This is a genomic window from Xanthomonas sp. D-99 (assembly GCF_017746145.1).
In the GTDB taxonomy this organism is placed as follows: Bacteria; Pseudomonadota; Gammaproteobacteria; order Xanthomonadales; family Xanthomonadaceae; genus Xanthomonas; species Xanthomonas cissicola.
Map to the genome: position 1 here is coordinate 1 of NZ_JAGHWU010000022.1, position 21,625 is coordinate 21,625.

The 21,625-nt window shown below is 64.2% G+C and carries 19 protein-coding genes; 4 read left to right on the forward strand and 15 right to left on the reverse strand.

Annotation, left to right across the window (positions count from 1 at the left end):
- Positions 1-229: 229 nt before the first annotated feature.
- The 13 genes from J7360_RS10060 to J7360_RS10120 all read right to left on the reverse strand — a co-directional run bounded on the left by J7360_RS10060 (position 230) and on the right by J7360_RS10120 (position 14,499).
- Positions 230-1,429, reverse strand: a complete 1,200-nt coding sequence (locus J7360_RS10060; RefSeq protein WP_057659388.1) for a flagellin — start codon at positions 1,427-1,429, stop codon at positions 230-232.
- A 318-nt stretch (positions 1,430-1,747) separates the two neighbouring features.
- Complete coding sequence (gene flgL / locus J7360_RS10065) at positions 1,748-2,953, reverse strand: flagellar hook-associated protein FlgL (protein WP_057659390.1); 1,206 nt, start codon at positions 2,951-2,953, stop codon at positions 1,748-1,750.
- The gene (gene flgK, locus J7360_RS10070) at positions 2,953-4,827 is read right to left on the reverse strand and encodes a flagellar hook-associated protein FlgK (protein ID WP_209033778.1); all 1,875 of its coding nucleotides are present in this window, start codon (positions 4,825-4,827) and stop codon (positions 2,953-2,955) included. Before flgK ends, flgL begins: the two co-directional genes overlap by 1 nt.
- An 11-nt stretch (positions 4,828-4,838) precedes the next feature.
- Positions 4,839-6,017: a flagellar assembly peptidoglycan hydrolase FlgJ gene (locus tag J7360_RS10075; RefSeq protein WP_057659394.1), complete on the reverse strand. Its 1,179-nt coding sequence runs from the start codon at positions 6,015-6,017 to the stop codon at positions 4,839-4,841.
- Between the two features lies 1 nt (position 6,018).
- Positions 6,019-7,137, reverse strand: a complete 1,119-nt coding sequence (locus J7360_RS10080) for a flagellar basal body P-ring protein FlgI (RefSeq protein ID WP_007971976.1) — start codon at positions 7,135-7,137, stop codon at positions 6,019-6,021.
- Positions 7,138-7,147: 10 nt separating this feature from the next.
- Entirely contained in the window at positions 7,148-7,840 is a 693-nt protein-coding gene (gene flgH, locus J7360_RS10085; RefSeq protein WP_007971977.1) for a flagellar basal body L-ring protein FlgH, read from the reverse strand.
- 38 nt (positions 7,841-7,878) lie between these two features.
- Positions 7,879-8,664 (reverse strand): flagellar basal-body rod protein FlgG, encoded by a 786-nt coding sequence (flgG, locus tag J7360_RS10090; protein ID WP_003482961.1) that lies wholly within the window; start codon positions 8,662-8,664, stop codon positions 7,879-7,881.
- Between the two features lie 884 nt (positions 8,665-9,548).
- On the reverse strand, positions 9,549-10,304 hold the full coding sequence (flgF, locus tag J7360_RS10095; protein WP_057659396.1) for a flagellar basal-body rod protein FlgF: 756 nt from the start codon (positions 10,302-10,304) through the stop codon (positions 9,549-9,551).
- 158 nt (positions 10,305-10,462) lie between these two features.
- A complete protein-coding gene (gene flgE, locus J7360_RS10100) occupies positions 10,463-11,686 on the reverse strand; it encodes a flagellar hook protein FlgE (RefSeq protein WP_003482957.1) in 1,224 nt (407 codons plus the stop codon).
- A 31-nt stretch (positions 11,687-11,717) separates the two neighbouring features.
- Positions 11,718-12,383: a flagellar hook capping FlgD N-terminal domain-containing protein gene (locus tag J7360_RS10105; protein WP_003482955.1), complete on the reverse strand. Its 666-nt coding sequence runs from the start codon at positions 12,381-12,383 to the stop codon at positions 11,718-11,720.
- A gap of 37 nt (positions 12,384-12,420) precedes the next feature.
- Positions 12,421-12,828 carry a flagellar basal body rod protein FlgC gene (flgC, locus tag J7360_RS10110; RefSeq protein WP_003482953.1) on the reverse strand — a complete coding sequence of 136 codons (408 nt, stop codon included), beginning with the start codon at positions 12,826-12,828 and terminating at the stop codon, positions 12,421-12,423.
- 3 nt (positions 12,829-12,831) lie between these two features.
- Entirely contained in the window at positions 12,832-13,233 is a 402-nt protein-coding gene (gene flgB / locus J7360_RS10115) for a flagellar basal body rod protein FlgB (RefSeq protein ID WP_003482950.1), read from the reverse strand.
- Between the two features lie 321 nt (positions 13,234-13,554).
- Positions 13,555-14,499: a chemotaxis protein CheV gene (locus J7360_RS10120; RefSeq protein WP_003482947.1), complete on the reverse strand. Its 945-nt coding sequence runs from the start codon at positions 14,497-14,499 to the stop codon at positions 13,555-13,557.
- A gap of 359 nt (positions 14,500-14,858) precedes the next feature.
- On the opposite strand from J7360_RS10120, the gene flgA reads away from it, so the two are divergent.
- From flgA to J7360_RS10140, 4 genes are all read left to right on the forward strand, one after another.
- A complete protein-coding gene (gene flgA / locus J7360_RS10125; protein ID WP_057659501.1) occupies positions 14,859-15,503 on the forward strand; it encodes a flagellar basal body P-ring formation chaperone FlgA in 645 nt (214 codons plus the stop codon).
- A gap of 66 nt (positions 15,504-15,569) precedes the next feature.
- Positions 15,570-15,881: a flagellar biosynthesis anti-sigma factor FlgM gene (gene flgM / locus J7360_RS10130; RefSeq protein WP_057659499.1), complete on the forward strand. Its 312-nt coding sequence runs from the start codon at positions 15,570-15,572 to the stop codon at positions 15,879-15,881.
- Between the two features lie 15 nt (positions 15,882-15,896).
- The gene (locus tag J7360_RS10135; RefSeq protein WP_003482942.1) at positions 15,897-16,229 is read left to right on the forward strand and encodes a flagella protein; all 333 of its coding nucleotides are present in this window, start codon (positions 15,897-15,899) and stop codon (positions 16,227-16,229) included.
- Between the two features lie 166 nt (positions 16,230-16,395).
- On the forward strand, positions 16,396-17,622 hold the full coding sequence (locus tag J7360_RS10140; RefSeq protein ID WP_057659498.1) for an ATP-binding protein: 1,227 nt from the start codon (positions 16,396-16,398) through the stop codon (positions 17,620-17,622).
- A 140-nt stretch (positions 17,623-17,762) separates the two neighbouring features.
- Here J7360_RS10140 and J7360_RS10145 read toward each other — a convergent pair whose 3' ends face one another.
- Both J7360_RS10145 and J7360_RS10150 read right to left on the reverse strand, forming a co-directional pair.
- A complete protein-coding gene (locus J7360_RS10145; protein WP_007964288.1) occupies positions 17,763-19,484 on the reverse strand; it encodes an EAL domain-containing protein in 1,722 nt (573 codons plus the stop codon).
- Between the two features lie 3 nt (positions 19,485-19,487).
- Complete coding sequence (locus tag J7360_RS10150; RefSeq protein ID WP_209033780.1) at positions 19,488-21,620, reverse strand: PAS domain S-box protein; 2,133 nt, start codon at positions 21,618-21,620, stop codon at positions 19,488-19,490.
- Positions 21,621-21,625 lie beyond the last annotated feature (5 nt).

Sequence of the window (21,625 nt, forward strand, 5' to 3'; positions counted from 1 at the left end):
GAACCGGGAAATTCCCGCGGAAAGCGCCAGAAATGGCGAAATTCCGAAGTTCCAAAAGCCACTCTTCGGAACGACGCCACCTTCCGCCCTGTCAGGTCTCGTTGTTCAGACCTTCCCTAAATCGTCCAGGCTGGCGTGGCCGGGCTGCGGCCACAAAAAAGCCCCTCCGAAGAGGGGCTTTGGACTTGCTGTGGCGCGTTGCCGCATTGCTGCGGCAGGCAACTGCCAGTTACTGCAGCAGGCTCAGCACGTTCTGCGGAACCGACTTGGCCTGGGCCAGCATCGCGGTACCGGCCTGCTGCAGGATCTGCGTGCGGGTCAGTTCGGCGGTGGTTTTGGCGTAGTCGGTATCGGCGATCCGGCTGCGCGAGGCCGACAGGTTCTCCGAGGTTGCGCTCAGGTTGGCGATGGTGGAGGTGAAGCGGTTCTGCACCGCACCCATGTCGGCGCGCGAGGAGTTGACCGTGGTCAGCGCCTTGTCGACGATTTCCAGGGCCTTCTGAGCGCCCGAGAACGTGGAAATATCCAGGCTGCCCAAGGTCGAAGCGGTGGAGCCGGAAGCGGCCGACGCGGTGGTGATGCCGGCGCCGACGGTGATGCCAGCGGCGCTGGAGGTGCCAGCCGACAGCGAGGTGAAGTCCTGGCCAGCCTTCAGCGATTCGATCTGCACCGAGCCGTCGCTCTTGATCGAGGCGTACATACCGGTCTGGTCGAGCTTGTCGTTGATCGCCGAGGCAACCTTCTTGTTGACGTCGGCAGCGCTGTCGCCGGCGGCGACCTTGACATCAGCGATGGTGATGCTCTTGGCCGAACCGCTGGCGTCCTTGAACGACAGGCTGATGCCGCTGACCGAACCAGAAGCGGTGGCGGTGCCGGTGACGCCAGCGCCGGAAACGGCGGCGGCGAAGTTGGCCTTGCCCAGCGTATCGATGTTGGCGTCGGCGATGCTATTGATGCCGATGGTCTGGCCGGCATCGGCGCCCACCTGGAACAGCGCGCCGGAGAACGAGCCGTCCAGCAGCTTGGTGCCGTTGAAGCTGGTCTGATTGGCGACGCGGTCGATTTCACTGGTCAGCTGCTTGACTTCGGAGTTCAGCGCCTCGCGGTCGGTGGACGAGTTGGTGGCATTTGCCGACTGCACCGACAACTCGCGGATACGCTGCAGGTTGTTGCCGATTTCCTGCATCGCGCCTTCGGCGGTCTGGGACAGCGAGATGCCGTCGTTGGCATTGCGCGAGGCAACGTCCAGGCCGCGGATCTGGGTGGTGAAGCGCTCGGCGATTGCGCCGCCGGCTGCGTCTACGGCAAAGCTGGTGATGCGCTTGCCCGACGACAGCTGCTGGATGCTCAGCGCCAAGCTGGAGCTGTTGGTGTTGAGGTTACGCTGAGCGTTCAGCGACATTACGTTGGTGTTGATTACCTGTGCCATTTTGATTTCTCCTAAGCGATTTTTCCGGCAAGGGGGACTTGCCTGGAGCCTCCGCAGGGGGGCCATCAAGTTGGCCGTTGCCGCTGCTGAGATGAATAACGGCGTTGCGTCGGGAACCTTTAGCGAAATTCAGTATTTTTTACTGTCTTTCTGCGTCGGGACGAAATACGTAAGCGTTGTGTATCAAGGGGTTTGGCTTATTCGGCAGCCCCCCGCCAATCTTTAGTGCTGGTATAACTCTTCGAAAAAACAAACTTCGTCCGCCTGCGCAGGTGCTCACGTGCAGGAGCGAAGAAACCCAGGTTTTCCGCGGTAAAATCAGCGGATGATGTTGAACAACGACGACGACTGCATCTGCTGAAAAATCGTTTGAGCGGCCTGCAACGAGGCCTTCTCGAGTTGGTATTGCCCAATCGCAGAGGCGTAGTCCAGGTCGCGGATCGACGACAGGCTGGTCTTGAGCGTGACTTCGTTGGATTCGAGCAAGGAGTTGGCATTGTCGATGGCCGACAACTGCGCGCCGCCGGAGGCGCGCGCATCGATCATCTTCGAGGACGCCTGCGTGATGTTGCGCATCGACGACTGCAGCGTGTTGATCATCGCTGTCTTCTGCGCCGGGGTCAGCGTGTCGGAATTGAGCGCGCCGACCAGGTCGCCGATGGTGGAGAACACGTCCTTGGTGCCGGAGGCGCCAATCTGGAAACTGTCGCCCACCGCCGGTGCGCCGCTGATGCGCATGCGCACCCCGGCGGCGTTGATGTCTTCGCCCTCTTTGTAGGTGCCGGTGCCCACCACCGTATTGGTGCTGTCGCGCACTTCATAGGTATTGGCGGCGGTGAACTGCACGCTGTAACTTCCACCGTTCCAGCTGCCGGTGCTGGCATCGCGGCTGAAATCCAGCAGCAGCCCGGTTCCGGTGTTGGCGGCGTTGGCGTGCGCATCCACGGTGCCGTCGCCGGTGCGGATGCGCATGAAGATTTCGCTGCCGGGCAGGGTGTCGCTGACGAAGGTGTCCGGCGCCACTTCGACCTGCTTCTGGGTCTGGTCGCCGTTGTAGGTGACCCCGCCATTGCTCTTGATGAAGGGCGCGCTGCCGTCGGCGGCGCCGCCGAACAGATAGCGCCCGGTGCCGTCGGTGCTGTTGGCCAGGCTCACCATGCTGTCGCGCAGCGCCGTCAGTTCCGAGGCGATCGCCTTGCGGTCGTCGGGGCTGAGCGAAGAATTGCTGGCCTGCACCGCCAATTCGGTGACGCGCGCCATTTTGTCGCCGGCTTGCGAGAGCGCGGTTTCCTGCAGCCCAAGCCGGTTCTGCACGTTGTTGGCGTTTTCGCCGAAGCGCGTGATCGCCGCCAGGGCACGGTCCAGGCCGACCGCCGTGCCTGCAGCCACCGGGTCGTCCTTGGCGGTGACCAGGCGCTGCCCGCTGGAGAGCTGCGATTCGAGTTGGTTCAGCCGCGACTGCTTGGCGCCCATTGAGGCGACCGACTGGCTGTACATCATGCTGGTGGAGATACGGTCGGTCATCAGCGTACGGCACCCAGGATGGCTTGGAAGACGGTGTCGGCGGTGGAGATCATCTGTGCGGCGGCCTGGTAGGCCTGCTGCAGCTTCAGCATGTTGGCGGCTTCCTCATCGAGGTTGACGCCGGAAATCGAATCGCGGCTGGCCTGCGCCTGGTCGTTGATGACCTTTTGCGCATCGACCGAATAGCTGGCCGCACGCGCTGCCGAACCGACCGAGGTGGTCAGGCCGGAGAGCGCGCCATTGAGGGTGACCGTGCCACCGCTGAGCGCCTTGGCATCGTCGATGTTGGCCAGCAATTTGGCATTGCCGTTGTCGCTGGAGCCGGCGCCCATCGGGCCGACGCCGAAGGTGTCGCCGGCCTTGGGTGCGCCGTCCAGCGCGAAGCTCCAGCCGTTGGCGCTGATGGTCTGGCCGGCGGTGTAGGCGAACGGGCCGGCGCCATCGATGGTGTACTGGTTGGCGTCGATGAACGCGATCGACGAGGGGGGCAGCAGCGCGGGATTCTGCGCATTGGTGACCTTGACGTCGCTGATCTTGCCGGTGCCCAGGTTGGAGACCGTGGCAGTGGCCTTGACCGGAGTGGCCGCGGCGATGCGCGAGGGATCGGTAATGGCCACCGACAAGCTGCCAGCCAGCCCGGCGGTGGGCTGCAGCAGGAACTTGTCGCCGCTGGCCGGCGTGCCGCCCACCACCATGCTGACGCCATTGAGCACCAGCGGGTCGGCGGCGGTGCCGGTACCGGTCATCGGCATGGCAGAGCCGGTACTGGCGTTGATGGCCTTCCAGTTGGTGCCGTCGAAGCTGAGCGTGACGTTCTGGCCGTCCACGGCACTCACGTTGCCGAAACTGGCGCTCAGCGATGCGCTGCCGGTATTGCTCGGATTGGCGGCAACGGTGGGCGAACCGATATTGAAGAAGTTGCCACCCATCGCGCCATACAAGTCCATCCCCTGGCTGTGGCCGGCATTGAAGGCGCTGGCCATGCCCACGGCCAGGCGGCCGAGCTCGGCCTGGGTCGGCTCGAGCACGCTGCTGCGGAATTCCAGCAGACCGCCGATCTGGCCACCCAGCGAACTGGCGCTGAGGCTGACGTTCTGGCCTTGGGTCTGCAGCGCCACCTGCAGCTTGGTCGGCTGATACGGGTCGGCAACGGTGGTGAGTTTGGAAGAGGTGGTACCAACCACCAGCGGCTGGCCGCCGGCGGTGAAAACGTTCATGAAGCCGCCATCCTGGATTACCGCAGTACCGCCGGTAAAACCGACCAGCTTGCTCACCAGCGCATCGCGCTGATCCAGCATGTCCGGCGCTGCCGCCTGGGCACTGCTACCGATGGTGCCGTTGAGCTTGGCGATCTGCTGCGTCAAGCGGTTGACTTCGTCCACCGAGGAGGTCAACCCGCTGTTGACTTCGTTGCTCAGGCTGTCCATCTGCCCGTTGAGCTGCTTGAAGCGCGTCGCCAGCGAATTGCCGCTGTCGAGCATGCTCTGGCGCTCGGCGGTGGAGGAGGCGTTGGACGACACCGCGCTGGTGGAATCGAAGAAATTCGACCACAGCCCGGCCACGTTGGTGGCGGTGTTGGAGTACAGCGCGTCGACGCGGTTGGACAGCGATGACAGCTGCTGCAGGCGCGAGAGTTCGCCGCCGCTGTCGAGCAGGCGCGAGATGGCCAGCTGGTCGGCCACCCGGCCCACATCGGTGATCTTGGCGCCATTGCCCACGAACCCGTAGCCCATGTCGGTGGGCGTGCGCGTTGCAAATTCCACACGTTGGCGGCTATAGCCTTCGGTATTGATGTTGGCGACGTTATGGCTAACGGTCGACAACGCCTGTTGGAAGGCGATGAGCGCGCTGGTCCCGGTGGACATGATGGACATGGGCGTTTACCTCAGCGACGGATGGTGCCGAACCCGGCCGGCTCGGCGGTACTGGCATAGCGGTTGGACAGATCGGCCGCCGCGTTGCCGATGGCGGCCACCGCACGGTCGATGGTCGGGCCGTTGGCGATCGCCGCGATCTTTGCCGCATAGCCCGGATCGGTGGCGTACCCGGCTTGTTGCAAGCCGCGTGCAAAACCCTTGATATCGGTGCCGGCCTGCAGCGCGGTCTGGTAACGGCTGTTGTTCTTCAGTAGCCGCACGTAGTCGGCAAAGCTCTCCTCGGCCGAGCCATAGGCGCGGAAATCGGCGGTTTCGGTGGTTTTGACGCCGTTGACGTATTCGTGGGTGCCGGTGGTGACCTTGGCGCCGCTCCAGCCGGTGGCCTTGATGCCGAACAGGTTGTTGGAGTCGCCACCGTTGCCGATGCCGCGACGGCCCCAACCGGTTTCCAATGCGGCCTGGGCCACCAGCGCGCGCGGGTCCACGCCCAGTTCGCGCGCGGCCTTCTGCGCATGCGTCCAGATCTTGGCGACAAAGCCTTCCGGCGTGCGCTCGCCCAGGCTGGCAGCGGCGCTGCTGGCGGCACTTGCATTGACCGCAGCATTGGCATCGGCGGCATCGCTGGCGGCCACATCGGCCCAGCGATCGTTGGCCGACGGCCAGCTCAGCGCTGCCGCATCGTCGCTGCCGGATTCGCCACCGCCGGTACGCCCGGCAATCAGATCCAGCACCTGGCTCATGCCGATGCCGCTCAAGTTGCCTGCGCCCAGGGCCGCCTTGGCCACGCTGCTGGTCGTGATGCCGGTGGCCGCGCCATCGCGGGCGGGCAGCGGCAACGAGGCATCGCGCTTGCCGGCAACCAGGGCATACGCCTTGGCCGCTTCGGCGGTGTTCAACGAGGTGTTCAAGGCCGGACCGCCAGTGTTGCCATTGAGCTGCTTGGAGATCATTGCCGACAAACCCAGCCCCTTGCCATTGGTCAGCGCCTTGGCCATCTGCTGGTCGTACATTTCGCGGAACATCTGGTTTTGGCCCGGAAACATCGGGTCGCCGGCGCTGGCATCGCGCATGCTCTTGACCAGCATCTGCGCGAACTGACCTTCGAGCTGACGTGAGACCTTGTCGATCTTTGCCGGATCGGCCTTGGTGCTCGGGTTGAGATCAATGGGCGAGGCTGCGATACGCATGTCAGATCACCTCCAGCTCCGCGGTGAGCGCACCGGCTTGCTTGAGCGCTTCCAGGATGGCCACCAGGTCGCCGGGCGCGGCGCCCACTTCGTTGACCGCACGTACGATCTGATCGAGCGTGGTGCCGCCTTCGAACTTGAACATGCGGCTGCCTTCGGAGGTGGCCGTGATCGTCGATTGCTGGGTCACCGCGGTGCGGCCGCCACTGAAGGCGCCCGGCTGGCTGACGTTGGTGTTTTCGCTGATGGTGACGGTCAGCGAGCCATGCGCGATCGCAGCCGGCATCACCCGCACCAGCTGGCCGATGACCACGGTGCCGGTCCGTGCATTGACCACCACCTTAGCCGGTGCATCGCCAGGGGAGAGTTCGACGTTTTCCAGCCGCGACAACAGGCCGATCCGCGCACCCGGATCGGTCGGCGAGCGCACCGCCACGGTCACGCCGTCGACCGCACGCGCGGTGCCGGCGCCGAAGCTGCTGTCGATCGCCGCGACCATGCGCGAGACGGTGGTGAAATCGTTCTGATGCAGGTTGAGGGTGATCTCGCCGGTGCCGGCGAACACGTCCGGCAACGCACGTTCGACGGTGGCGCCGTTGGGAATGCGGCCGACGCTGGGCACATTGACCGAGACGCGCGAGCCGTCCTTGCCCTGTGCACCGAAACCGCCGACCACCAGGTTGCCCTGGGCCATTGCATACACCTGGCCATCGGCGCCTTTCAGCGGTGCCATCAGCAGCGAGCCGCCGCGCAGCGAGACGGCGTTGGCGATCGAGGAGACGGTGATGTCGATCGGCTGGCCGGGCTTGGCGAACGGCGGCAATTCGGCATGGATGGCCACGGCCGCGACGTTTTTCAGCTGCGGGTTGACGTTCGCCGGAACATTGACGCCCAGTTCGCCAAGCAGGTTTTTCAGGCTCTGCACGGTAAAGGGCGCCTGGCTGGTGCGGTCGCCGCTGCCGTCCAGGCCAACCACCAGGCCGTAGCCGACCAGCGCGTTGCCGCGCACGCCGCCGACCTGGGCGAGATCCTTGATGCGCTCGGCGCTGGCCGGCGCGGCAATCGCGCACAGCGCGACGGCGGCAGCCAGCAGACGGAAGGGCAGGGAAGACAGGTTCATGGTCGCAGGCTCAGTAGGGCGACAGACGGGAATTGAAGAAGCGGCTCAGCCAGCCCATCGCATTGGACTGTGCAATCGCGCCGCGGCCGCCGTAGGCGATGCGGGCGTCGGCCACCTTGCTGGAGGGCACGGTGTTGTCCGGGGCGATGTCGGCGGCGCGCACGATGCCTTGCACCTGCACCAGTTCGTCGCCCTGGGTCAGGCGCAGGTTCTTCTGCCCCTGGATCACCAGGTTGCCGTTGGGCAGGCGTTGCATCACGGTGACGGTGACGCTGCCCTGCATGCGGTTGCTCTGCGCGGTGTTGCCCTTGCCGGCAAAGCTGCGGTCGCCGCTGGTGCTGTTCTCAAGCACGTTCAAGCCACCGACGGTGAGCGGCGCGCCCAGCAAGGTCGGCGCGGCCATGGTGGTGGCGTCTTTCTTGCTGATGCTGGTGTTGGCGGTGGACGAGGCGGTGGTGCTTTCGACCAGGTTCACCGTCAGCAGATCGCCGACATCGCGGGCACGGCGGTCGCCATACAGGTTCAGGCCGGGGCCGGCGGCATAGATCGCGCCGGCCGTCGGTTGCGCCACCGGTGCCACCACCGGCACGATCGGCGCCATTTCGGCGAACGGACGCACATCGCCGGCGGCCACGCAGCCACCCAGCAGCGCGCTGCAGGCAGTGGCGAGGCACAGGCGGGAGAGAGAAGGCAGGCGTGACATGGCGTTGATTCCTGAGAGGGCGAGGAGCGGCGAGCCGATCAGACGTTGTTGTTCAAGTAACCGAGCATCGAGTCGGTGGTGGAGATGGCCTTGGCATTCATTTCGTAGGCGCGTTGCGTCTCGATCATGCTCACCAGCTCTTCCACCGTATTGACGTTGCTGCCTTCCAGCGCGCCCTGCACGGTGGTACCCAGGCCGTTGAGGCCGGGGGTGCCGTTTTGTGCGGGGCCCGAAGCGGTGGTTTCGACGAACAGGTTTTCGCCCTTGGCCTGCAGGCCCGAGGGGTTGATGAAGTCGGTCAACGTCAGTGCGCCGATTTCCTGCGCGGCGGCCTGGCCGGCGAGGGTGACGCTGATGGTGCCGTCGTTGCCGATGGTCAGCGACTGCGCGCCTTCCGGCACCTGGATCCCCGGCTGCAGCGGGTAGCCGCTGTTGGTGACCAGTTCGCCCTGGGCGTTGATCTGGAAGGTGCCGTCGCGGGTGTAGGCCGAGGTGCCATCGGGCATCTGCACTTCGAAGAAACCGCGACCATTGACCATCACGTCCAGCGCGCGGCCGGTCTGCTGCTGGCTGCCTTGGTCGAACCCCTTGAAGGTGGACACCACGCGCACGCCGGTCCCCAGTTGCAGGCCGGTCGGCAGCTGCGTCTGCGCGGAGGTCGAGCCGCCGGGCGCACGCACCTGTTGGTACAACAGGTCTTCGAACGCGGCACGGTCGCGTTTGAAGCCGGTGGTATTGGTATTGGCCAGGTTGTTGGAAATGACCGACATGCGCGTCTGCTGCGCATCCAGTCCGGTTTTGGCGACCCACAAAGCCTGATTCATGACCCGATTCCTCGTTAGACCCGGGGATGTGTTCCGGGTACGGGTGGGTATATGCACGTGGCGTGCCAAAGCGGTGTCGGATTTCTGCCGGGTGTGCGCCGTATCACGCCGCCTGGGTGCGCGACGACCTACTCAGGGCAGGAGGGGCGGCGGCAGGCAAGTCGCCAAGCCGCCGGCGGTTGCGTTTGCGTGGCTGATCACCTCGTGGTCGGTTGCCGGTTAGTGCAGCTGATCACTTGGCGCGAACTCGTTTGATTGCAGGCGTTGCAGGCTCGTTGGCCACGTGTCGGCGTCAGAATCCAGGGCAGAAGCTGAGTCGGTCGAGGGCGCGGTGCCCTCACCGCTCGCGGGACACGCCGTGAACCCGTCCATGGGGGCTCCTTGGCGGCATCCATGCCGCCAAGGGTCCCGCAATCGGTGAGGGCACCGCGCCAGACAGTTGGCTGGTGGTCAACCGGAAGCAAGTCATCGCATGCATCGGGCAGTTTGCTGCTCAGGATTGCTTGCTTGGGCATTGGACATGCGATAGGCGCGATGAAGGGATAAGCGAGTGGCGGTCAACCAGCACGTCGAGCACTGCTTTCGCAAAGACACCGACCATCTTCACTGGTCCTTGCCCGCTCACCCTCCCGGGACCTTACGCGGCATGGATGCCGCGTAAGAGCCTCCATGGACGGATTCACGGCGTGTCCCGGGAGGGTGAGCGGGCAAGGGCCCTCCAGCCAGGTCACGGACTAGCCGCTCTGCAGCCATGCCGCAGACCAGTCACTCTGTAATGAAGCCCCGGATTTTTCGGTATGCCCAATGCGGGCGCCAACCACGCCTTACGGTTGGCGGCGGCGTTAGCAAAAAATTGGCGAGTTGGCCGGCGGCCTGCGCCGCGTTTAGCCACTCACCCGCAGCAGCGAATTGGCCGATTGCGCGTTGTCGTCGCCATTCTTGATGATCTTGACCTGCATTTCGAACTGCCGTTGCAGCTGGATCATTTCCACCAGCGCGCCGGCTGCGTCCACGTTGCTGCCTTCCAGCATGCCGCTGTTGATGGTCTTGCCGGTGGCCACCGCAAATGCCTGTGCCGGGTCGGTGCTGGTGTTGCGCATCAGTCCGTCGGGGCGCCGCGTCAAACGGTCGGCGGGCGCATCCACCACCTTCATCTTGCCGACGATGGCCATGGTCTGCGGGCCTTCGCCCTGCGGAATGATCGAAATACTGCCGTCGCTGCCGATCTCCAACGCCTGGTGCGGCGGGATCGTCATCGGGTTGCCGCCTTCGTCCAGCACCGCATGTCCGTTGGCGGTGACCAGCTGGCCATTGGCGGTGAGCGCCAATTCGCCGTTGCGGGTGTAGGCCTCGCTGCCGTCGGGCGACTGCACCGCCAGCCAGCGGTCCTGCTGCAGCGACACGTCCAGCGGGTTGCCGGTCACCTTCTGATGGCCCTGGCTACGATCGAAGCCCTGGTCCACATGCAGCGCATCGATCCGCGACGGATAGCCCTTGCCCTGGATCTTGAACGCCTCGGTATTGGCCAACGCAGCCTTGAATCCCACCGTATCGACGTTGGCAAGATTGTGCGACACGGTGCTCTGCGCCTGCAGGGAGGCACGGGCACCGGTCATCGCGACGTAGAGGGCTTTATCCATGGGACACCGGGAATCGGGAATGGAGAATCGGGAATCGGGAATCGGGAATCGCAAAAGCGGGTCGCGGGAAGCTGGGAGAGTAGGGTGCAAGGCTGGCATCTAATACACGCGATGCCAGCTCTTACGATTCCCTACTCCCGATTCCCCATTCCCGGCTTTTAACGGATATTGATGATCGTCTGAGTGACCTGATCCTGGGTCGAGATCATCTGCGAGTTGGCCTGGAAGTTGCGCTGGGCCACGATCATGTTCACCAGCTGCTCGGTCAGGTCCACCGTGGAGGCTTCCAGCGAGCCGGATTCGATCTGGCCCAGGTCCGAGGTGTCCGGCGCGCCGGTGCGCGCGGCACCGGAGGTGTAGCTCTCGGCCCACATGTTGTTGCCCTGCGACTGCAGGCCCTGCGGGTTGACGAAGCTGCTCAGCGCGACCTGGCCCAGCGGTTTGTCGGCGCCGTTGGAATAGCGCGCGAACACCACGCCGCTGGTGTCGATGCTGATTTCGTTGAGCTTGCCGCTGGCGTAGCCGTCCTGGCGCGTATCGCGCAGGGCGAAGGCTTCGCCGTACTGGGTGGAGCCAGTGACGTTGAGTTGCATGTTCAGCACGCCCGCGCCGGTGCTCGGGGTGAACGGGTCCATCGCGATGATGCCGTTGGCCGGGGTGGTCAGCGCGCCGGTATCGGAGAACTGCAGGGTGGTCGGGGCGCCGACCGCAGCGCCGTCCACGTAGTTGTAGACCTGCCACTCGTTGGGGTTGGCGGTCTTGACGAAGTAGGAGGTCTGCACATGGCTGACGCCCAGCGAGTCGTAGACATTGATGCCGCCGGTGGAGTGGCTATAGGTCTTGTCGTCGGCCGGGTTGAACGGGGTCACGGTCGGCGCGGTGGCATTGCCCGGCAGGGTAAAGGCCAGGTTGACCGTGGAGGTGGACTTCGGCGGGCTGTCGGTGGTCAGCAACTGCAGGTCCGACAGGCGGCCCACGTCGAAACCATTACCGCTGGGGTTGGGTGCGAATACCTGCAGGCGTGCGCCCTGCGGGTTGACCACATAGCCGTTGGCATCGGTCTGGAAATTACCGGCGCGGGTGTACATCTTGGCGCCGTTGGACGAGACGGTGAAGAAGCCTTCGCCGGAGACCGCCAGGTCCAGGCTGCGCCCGGTCGGGTCGATATTGCCCTGCGAGAACTGCTGGGCCACGTTGCTGACGCGCACGCCCGAACCGACCGCATTGCGCGACAGGCCATAGCTGGTGCTCTGGAACATGTCGGCAAACTCGGCGCGCGATTCCTTGAACCCGGTCGTGTTGACGTTGGCGATGTTGTTGGAGGTGACGTTCAGATCGGCATTGGCTGCGTTGATGCCGGACAACGAGGTATTGAAGCCCATGGATGAGTTCCTTTAGGTATTGGTTGCCGGCTCAGCTGACGCGGAGCACGTTGGCGAGCGGGGAAGTGCCTAGCCCGGTCAGGTTGAGATACAAACCGTCCGAGCCGATCGTGACGCTGTCCACCGGTGCCTGGACATAGGTAGACAACTTGCTTTTGGAGCCGGCGGTGTCGGTCTGGGTGGCAGTCACGCCGTACTTGCCGGCCGCCATGCGATTGCCGTTTGCGTCGGTGCCATCCCAGTCAAACGACACCTCACCGGCAGCGCTGGCCGGCACGCTGATCTGTTTGACGAAGGTGCCGTTGGCGTCGGTGATTTCGAAATTGACGAAACCGGCCGAGGTCGCGGCGACCACGCCCTTGGCCGAGCCGGTGGCATCGATCGCGACCTGCGCCGAGGGCACCAGCACGTTGTGGCCAACCAACGCTGCGCCCTTGAGCACCTGGTCGCTGTTCATCGAGTCGGAGAAGTTGCTGACCTTGGTATTGAGGTCGCCAATGCCCTGCACGGTGGAAAACTGCGCCAATTGCCCGAGAAACGCGCTGTTTTCCATCGGTTTGAGCGGGTCTTGATGCTGCAGCTGTTCGGTCATCAATTTGAGGAAGTCGGCCTGGCCGAGTGCATCCTCTTTCTTGGCGACCGTGCTGCTGGTACTCAGGCCAAGGCTTTTGTAGAGATCGCTGCCGATCGTGCTCATAGGGAGTGTTCCGTTGGTAAGGGTCAGCTAGGAAGGGTCAGCGACCCATGGTGAGGGTCGCGAGCGCCAGTTCCTTGGCGGTATTGAGCATTTCCACGCCTGCCTGGTAATTGCGCGAGGCGGAAATCATGTTGACCATCTGCGAGACCGGGTCCACGTCGGGCGAGAACACATAGCCCTCGGCGTCAGCCAGCGGGTGGCCGGGTTCGTAGCGGCGGATCGGCGGTGCATTGGTGGTGGTGATCTCTTTGACGTTCACCGAGGTCAGGCTGGGGTCCTGCCGGCTTTGCTGGGCCTGGAAGATCGGCTCGATCGGCTTGTAGGTGGCCTCGGCCGAGCCTGCGACCGAATCGGCATTGGCCAGATTGGACGCGATGGTGCTCAGGCGCACCGACTGCGCGTGCAGGGCCGAGCCGGCCACATCGAAGATGGGAAGATTGCTCATGACTTATTGGCCCGTGATCGCGGTGAGCATCGAGCGCACCTTGGATTCGAGGAAGCTCAGCGACGCGCGGTATTCCAGCGCAGCGCGGCCGTAGGCGGCGCGTTCGGCATCGGGATCGACGGTATTGCCGTCAAGGCTGGGCTGATCGGCTTCGCGGGTGAACTGGAAGGGGTTGAGCCCGGCGCCGCCGCCTACTTCGTAATGCTTGGCGTCGGTGGTCTGCAGCAGACCGCCATCCTGCTCGCCCTGCGCCGACTTCAGCGCCGCCTCGAAGTTCAGGTCCTTGGCCTTGTAGCCCGGCGTGTCCACATTGCTCAGATTGCTGGCAATGAGCTTCATGCGCTGCTCGCGCAGCGTCAACGCGTCGCCATGGACGCCGAGGAACGAAGAGAAGGGACTGGACACGGTGCTCTCCCGCGAAGTGTTGCCAGGGAGAAAGCAATGTTTGTGCCAAATCGAGGCCGGGGAGGGGCCGCGCCGGGAGAGCACCCGGAGCAGCAGGAAAACGGGCTGGGCAGGCAGCGATCGCGACGTAGGTCGCCCACGGGAAGCTGCAGGTGTTTAGCTGTGCAACTTGCAGGCCGACCAGACTGTCTGGCAGGAATCAGGACCTAGCAAGGGGGTGCTCACGCCGCTGCAATTGCGCCACCAGGCGCCTTTGTGCGGGGGAACAGGCGCGGGAGATGTCCGCCCGCGGCTCAGCGACTGCACGGCCCAGCAGTGTGCTCAGGCCGCTTCGGCGACCACTTTCAGGCGGGCCAGCACATAGTCGGCCAGTTCATGGGCGCTGTACTTGGCCACGAAGGCGTTCGCGCCCACCTGCTCGACCATGGCGTTGTTGAACACGCCCGACAAGGAAGTGTGCAACAGCACATACAGGCCTTGCAGGCCCGGGGTGCGCCGGATTTCCGTCGTCAGCGTGTAGCCGTCCATTGCCGGCATCTCGATGTCGGAGATCACCATGGCGTAGCGGTCGGCCGGGTTTTCGCCCGAGGCAGCCACTTGCAGCAGGTGGTCCAGCGCTTGGCGGCCGTCCGACAGCAGGGTCGCCGAAACACCCAACTGGTCGAGCACGCTGCGGATCTGCTGGCGCGCCACCCGCGAATCGTCGACCACCAGCACCTGGAACTGGCGGTCGTAGGCCACCAGCTGCAGCGAGGGATCCAGTTGCACGTCCTTGCTGACCTTGGCGATATCGGCCAGCACGCTCTCCACGTCGATGACCTGGATCAGTTCGCCCTGGAAGCGCGTCACCGCCGTCAAATAAGTGGCTTCGGCGCCCAGTTCCGGCGGCGGGTGGATATCTTCCACCGCGATATTGACGATGCGCTCCACGCCGCTGACCAGGAAGCCCTGGACCGAGCGGTTGAACTCGGCAACGACCAGATAGCCGGGACCGTTTTCCGAATGCGAGTCGCGTTCCGGGTGGCCGATGGCCAGGCCCAGATCCAGCACCGGCACCGAGCGCCCGCGCACGTCGGCCACGCCGGCGAACTCGGTCGGCAAGCCAGGCACCTGGAACAGTTCCGGCCGGCGCAGCACTTCCTGCACCTTGAAGACGTTGACGCCAAAAAGCTGGCGTCCGCCCAGCCGGAACAGCAGCAGGGCCAGTCGATTGTGGCCAGCCAGTCGGGTGCGCTGGTCGATGCGGTTGAGCAGATCGTGGGTCATGGGGCAGATATCGACAGCGCCCTCGGGAAACTTGAGGGCTTTATGGTTGGTCGCGGCGCTGTCGGGATTGGTGATTTGGGATTCGCTCAAGCGCCGGGATGAGGTGATTTGGGATTAGGGATTCGCTCAAAAGCGTGCATGAGCGATTTTGTCTGCCGCTGCTGCTTCTGCATCCTTGAGGGCTTCGGTGATGGTTGTCGGAGAGATCCGGTCGCTGAAGGGGCTTCGGCAGCGGATAAATGAATCGCCCACAAGGCCGCTTTTACGAATCCCCAATCCCGAATCCCCAATCCCCAATCCCGGCAAAAACAGGCACGCCGCTTGCATCGCCTGTCCCGTCTTCCTCCGGATCCGGTCCCATGCGCCTGCTCCTGCTTGTCATCTTGTTGGCTGCCGCTCCGGCCTGGGCCCAGAGCTATCAGTCTGTCGATTCCATCCGTGCTGCTGCGCTGGCGACCGTTGGCCCGGACGCCGAAGCCGAGGCCACGCTCGATCCGGGCCTGCGCATGCCGGCTTGCCCGGTCGCGCTGCAGGCGCAGCCCACCGGCACCAATACGGTGGAAGTGGCCTGCCCGCAGCCGGCCGGCTGGCGCTTGTTCGTGCCATTGAAGGTGCGTCGCAACCAGGACGTGCTGGTCTTGCGCCGTGGCATCAGCGCTGGAGAAACCATCTCGCTGGCCGATATCAGTATCGAGAAGCGTGACGCCGCGCGCATTGTCGGCGCGGTGCTGGCCGACCCGGCCGCTGCAGTAGGCAAGACCGCCCGCCGCATCCTTCCGGCCGGCTCGCTGCTCTCGGCCAACGATCTGGTGACGCAGCGGCTGGTCCGGCGCGGCGACACCGTGCCGCTGGTCTCGCGCAATGGTGGGCTGGAGGTGCGCATGAGTGGTCGCGCCCTGTCGGACGCTGGCGAAAACGAGCGCGTGTCGGTGGAAAATTCGTCCTCGCGCCGGGTGGTGCAGGGCATCGTTGAAGCGAGCGGAACCGTTGTGGTCTCCAGGTAAAAAATTTCTATAAAGTTTTTTTTCTGGGTGCCGTTATCCCCTACGACCTGTAGAGGAGTTCCTGACATGACCCAGAAAATCGAAGGCAATCTACCGACCGCTGCCACCCTTCGCACCACGGCCACCAGCAGCAAGATCGCTTCGGTCGGCGAAGATCGCGCGTCCCCGGTTGCCGCAACCCCGCCGACCGACAGCGTCAAGTTGACCGGCGAAGCCACCAACCTGCAGAACCTGCAGCGCGAGCTTTCGCAGTCTTCGGCGATCGACACCGGTCGCGTGCAGGCGGTGAAGGATGCATTGCAGAACGGCAGCTATTCCATCAACCCGGACGCCATCGCCAGCCGCATGATGGATCTGAATCAGCAACTGGCGGGTTGATCCCCGACTGAAAGGATGAACGTGAACGAGTTCCTGCAACGTCTCAGCGATGCGCTGGCCGGCGAACGCCAGGCATTACTCGAGAACGACATCGACGGGCTGATGCGACACACGCAGGACAAGCTGTCGGCGCTGCAAGCGCTGGAAGCGGCGATGCCTGCAGGCGAAGAAGAGCGGCTGCGTGAGTTGGCCGAAGCCAATCGCGCCAATGGTGCGCTGTTGGCACGCCGGCGCCGCGAAGTGAACTGGGCGCTGCGCCACCTGGGCCGCACCGAAAGTGCGCCGTCCTACGATGCCAAGGGGCAATCGAGCGTACTGCGCGGCGGGCGTTCGTTGGCGGTGGCCTGAGTTGCACGCTGTTTTGCAGTACACCCGGTGGCAGATGGTGCGGCAGGCTTAGGCGAGCAGGCAGGTGTCGTTCGCTCTGCGACGCGCCGCCGGCTAATGCAAAACGACAATACGGAGCGTCAATGGTTCGGCGTATATTGAGGCATCCTCTACGCCGCCTGCTCCCGTGACCGCCAAGTTTTTTCTCAATCAAGCCTTATTGCCGTCCCCAGATATCCTGCGCGCCTTCGGCGACCAGATGATGGAGGGGCTGCTGCTGTTCCGCGCAGACGGAAAGCTGATTCTGGCCAATGCCATCGCACGCCAGAGCCTGTGCAATGAAGACCCCACCGACGATCGCAATCTGGGCGAACGCATCTCGCAGGTATTGCCATCGGACGCACTCAATCAAGCGCGCAGCAAGGGCAGCTGGACCGGCAGCCTGCCGGTCGCCGACCGGGTGGTCATTGCGCACCTGTATTACAACGAAGAGTACGGGCCCGGGCATTTTCTGGCGCTGTTCCACAACATCGAAGGCCAGCAGGATTACGAGCGCGAGCTGCAACAGCGCCACGCCGAATTACGCCAGGCCTATCTGCGCTTGAACGGTGCGCAGGACAAATTGCTGCAATCGGAAAAAATGGCTTCGATCGGCCAGTTGGCCGCAGGCGTGGCGCACGAAATCAATAATCCGATCGGTTATGTGCACTCCAATTTGGGCAGCCTGCAGGAATATCTGCGCAGCTTGTTCACCCTGATTGAAGCCTACGAGCGTGCGCTGCAGGCGCCGGACCCCAAGGCGCTGATTCCGGAAATCGACGAGATCCGCAACCGCGCCGACATCGACTTCATCAGTCGCGATCTGCCGCAATTGATGGCCGAATCGCGCGAAGGCATCGAGCGGGTGACCCGCATCGTGCGCGACCTCAAGGACTTCTCGTACTCGGACCGGTCCGAGTCGTGGAAGATGGTCGACCTGCATGCGGGCCTCGAATCCACCATCAACATCATCTGGAACGAGCTCAAGTACAAGGTCACGCTGGAGCGCAATTATGCCGAGCTGCCGCTGGTGGAGTGCCTGCCATCCGAGCTCAACCAGGTCTACATGAACATGCTGCTCAACGCCGGCCAGGCCATCGTCGAGCGCGGCACGATTACCGTGACTACCGGTCGCGATGAAGCGGAAAACGTCTGGATCCAGTTCCAGGACAGCGGCGCCGGCATCGCCCCGGATCTGCTGCAGCGCATCTTCGACCCCTTCTTCACCACCAAGCCGGTCGGCAGCGGCACCGGCCTGGGCCTGTCGATTTCCTACGGCATCATCAACAAGCACCACGGCCGCATCGACGTGGAAAGCACGCCCGGGCAGGGCGCCAGTTTCAGGATCACGCTACCGATCCGGCAGCCGCGGTAGCGCTGACGCGCTGGGAATGGGGAGTTGGGAATCGGGAATCGGGAATCGGTAAGGTAGCTTTTCGCTCGCTTGATCTGGCTGCGTGTCTGAGAAGCAACAACACGCGGAGGTCTGCTCTACCGATTCCCACTCCCGATTCCCTATTCCCGGCCGTTCCGCAACTCATCATGCGTGCGGAACGCCTGGCGAATATGTTCGCGCAGTTCGTCGTCGTTCCAGGGCTTGGTCAGGAAACGGTAAATCGCCCCGCGGTTGATGGCCTCGGTGACGGTGGCCAGGTCGGTGTAGCCGGAGAGCACCAGGCGCACCGTGTCGGGGTAGAGCATCTTGACCCGTCCCAGGAACTCGGTGCCGCTCATGTCGCTCATGCGCTGGTCGGACAGGATCACCTGTACGTCGTTGGTGGCCAGCAGGTCGAAGGCGTCGCGCACGTTGCCGGCCGCCAGAATCCGGTAACCGTCGCGGCGGAACAGGCGCACCAGCGAGCGCAGCACGTTTTCTTCATCGTCCAGCAGCAACAGCGTGCGGTCGGGGCGGCTTTCGGCGAACGATTCCGGGCGCAGGTAGCGTCGGCGTAGTGCCATGCCCGCCGACTCGGCCGACATCGGCTCGCCGAACAGGTAGCCCTGGAAGATGTCGCAATCGTTACGGCGCAAAAAGCCCAGCTGCGCCTGCGATTCAACGCCATTGGCAATGACGGTCATGCCGAGCTGGTGGCCCATGGCGATGATGGCGCGCGCGATCGCCGCCTCGCGGCTGCCAGCCGGTGCGCTCTTGATGAAGCTGCGGTCGATCTTGAGCCGGTCCACCGGGTAGCGCACCAGCGCGCTCAGGCTGGAATCGCCGGTGCCGAAGTTGTCCAGGCTCAGGCTGATGCCTTCGTTGCGCAGGTTGGCCATCGTCTCGTGGACGAAGTTGACGTTGTTGGTCAACGCGCTTTCGTTGATCTCCAGCGTGACGAACTGCGCCGGTACACCGGCGGTCTGCAGCATCGCCATCACTTCGTTGAAGAAGCCCGGGCGCAGCAACTGCAGCGTGGAAACATTCACTGCGATGCTGAAATCGTCGAAACCCTGGTCGCGCCACAGCCGCGCCTGGCGCACCGCGTTCTGCAGTACCCATTCGCCGATCTGCACGATCACGCCCAGGCGCTCGGCGGTGCGCATGAAGCGTTCGGGCACCAGCATGCCCAGGGTGGGCGATTGCCAGCGCAGCAGCGCTTCCATGCCGACGATCCGGCCGTCGCGCGCACTCACCAGCGGTTGGTAGCGCAGGCGCAACTCGCCGTGCGGAATCGCATCGACGATCTGCCGCGCAATGATGCTTTCGCTATGCGCGTTGGTGGCCGAGTTGCGCGTGTACAGCCGCACCGTGTTGCCGCCTTCGCGCGCGGCCTGGTAGCTGGCTTCTTCGGCGTAATCCAGCAGCGTGGACAAGGAGGTGGAATGTTCCGGACACAGGCTGATGCCGACCTTGCCGGTCATGAACAAGGTGTACGGCAGCACCGACAGCGGCAGTTCCAGTTGCTGGCGGATTTCTTCGGCAAAATCTTCCGGCAATGGCGTGTCTTCGCGGCGCACCGCCACAACCACCATTTCATCGCTGCCGTGGCGCCACAGCTTGCCGCGCGTGCCTAGAAATTCCTGCAGCCTGCGCGCTGCCAACGTCAGCGCCTGGTCGCCGACCTCGCCACTCATGTTCTCGTTGATCGAGGCGAAGTGATCGATGTCGACGTGGAAGATCATCAGCGGCGGGCCGCCGGACGCGGCCGCATCCACCAGGTGCAGCAATTCGGGATTGCCCGCGCCAAGCCGGGTGGGCTTGACGATTTCCAGTCCGGGCGGGATTACGGGGCTCCACATGACTCAACGTCCACCATCGTCGTGGACGGACTCGCCGACCGGGTGATAGGGCAGGCGCAACGTCACGCGCGTGCCTGCTCCGGGGGCTGATTCTATCGCGAGCGTGCCGCCGACGGTTTGCGCACGCTCACGCATCACGATCAGCCCCAGCCCACGCGGACCCTCCGGCTCGAAGCCATCGCCGTCATCGCTGACTTCCAGGCGGAAACTGTCGCCGTCGATCGAATGCAGACGCAGGTGCACTTCGCCGGCGCAGGCGTGTCGCAACGCGTTGGTCAGGCTTTCCTGCGCGATCCGGAAGCAGGCCTGTTCGATCTCGTTGCCCGGCCGTTCGTCGAGCGCCTGAATATCCAGCTCCAGCCGGACTTGCGAGGCGCGGAACAGCATCGACGCCTGCCAGCGCAGCGCTGCCTCCAGGCCCAGGGCATCGAGTTGTGGCGGGCGCAACAGCATCGACAGATTGCGCAGCTTGGTCACCGTGGTATCGGCCAGCGACACCACTTCCAGCAAGTCCTCGCGGCGCGCGTCCGCATCCGGCTCATCCAGGGCTGCATGCGCGGACAACTTCATCGCGGTGATCGCTTGTCCGATGTCGTCATGCAGGTCGCGCGAGATGGCACGCCGCTCATCTTCCTGTAACGAAAACAGACGTTTGGCCATCGCCTGCAGCTCGACATTGCTCTCGGCCAGGGCATCGCGCATGCGCTCGGGTTCGCTCAGATCGCGCACCACCAGCAACTTGCAGCTGCGTCCGCCATAGCGGATGTCGCCGGCCGACAGGCCTGCGTAGAAGGTGCTGCCGTCGCGACGACGCATCGCGCGTGCGCTGGACACCGGCTCATTGCGATCGCTGCCTGCGCGCAGGTATTCGCGCACCACCGGCAGGTCGTTGTCGCCCACCAGGGTCTGCAGCGGTTCGCCCAGGATGGTTTCGCCCTGAAAGCCGAACTGGGCCGAGCCGGCCGCGTTGGCGTACATCACATGCTCGTCGGCGAGAATCAGCACACCGTCGGGCAGCGCGCGCACCAGTTCGCGAAATTGCTCCTCGCGTTCGCGCAGCAGCCGGCGCGATTGCTCGCGTTCGCTCACATCCTGCAAGGTGCCGTGCACATGGCGCACGCCGCTGGGGCTGGTCACGCTTTCGGCACGCAGATGCACCGTGCGCGGTTGCGAATCTCCACCGGTCAGCGGCAGCAGCACATCGATCTGCACCTCGCCACCGGTACACATGTCTTCGATCATGCGTTCGATGCGCGCCTGGGTCGCGCTGTCGGAGGCGGTCAGCAATTCTTCCAGCCGATGCTCGCGACGATGCATCGGTACGCTGCGCCCCAGCAGGCGGTAGACCGCTGGCGAATAGCGCCCCAGACCGGTGGTGCGGTCCAGTTGCCAGGAGCCCAGCCGCGCAATGCTCTGCGCCTCTTCCAGACGTCTGAGTGCCTCGTCGCGCAGATCTTGCGCCTGGCGCTCTTCGCTGCGGTCAACAGTGACGACCAGGCGGGCAGGGCCGCTGGCCAGATGCAGCTGGTTGCTGCGCACCTCGACATGTCGCGTGCCGCTGCGCGTCATCAGGTCTTCGTTCAACACGCAGGTGGCATCTCCCTTGCCGCGGATCTGCGCAATGATCTCTTCCAGCCGCTCGCCATCGGCATTGGGCCAGATCGCCTGCAGCGTCTGCTGCAGGAACTCGTCGCGCTCCCAGCCGAAGAATTCCAGCGCCGCCGGATTGGCGTCGAGGATGCGCATGGTGGCCAGGTCGTAAATGAAGGCCGGGCTGGGCAGCGCCATGAACTTGGCTTGCAGCAACGCTTCGGACTGCGCCAGCTGGGCGTACTCGTCCACGATCAAGCCCGTGAAGCGGCGCAGCACCAGGTGGATGACGATGCTGGACAGCACCAGAAAGCTCGCGTCAGACCAGCGCTCCGGCATGGCGGCGCCGGCCAGGTTGAGCAACCGGTTGCCCAGCAGCAGCCAGATCACGCCAACCAGCAGATACAGGCCGGTCAGGGTCCACAGGCCTTGCTGCAGGCGCTCGGCGAGACGAAGACAGGAGACGGGGGCTGACGAAAATGCGGGCGCGGCGACGGGCTGTTGCATGGATCCGCGGACGACCTTGAGTGCTGGCGATGCGGCCATCTTAG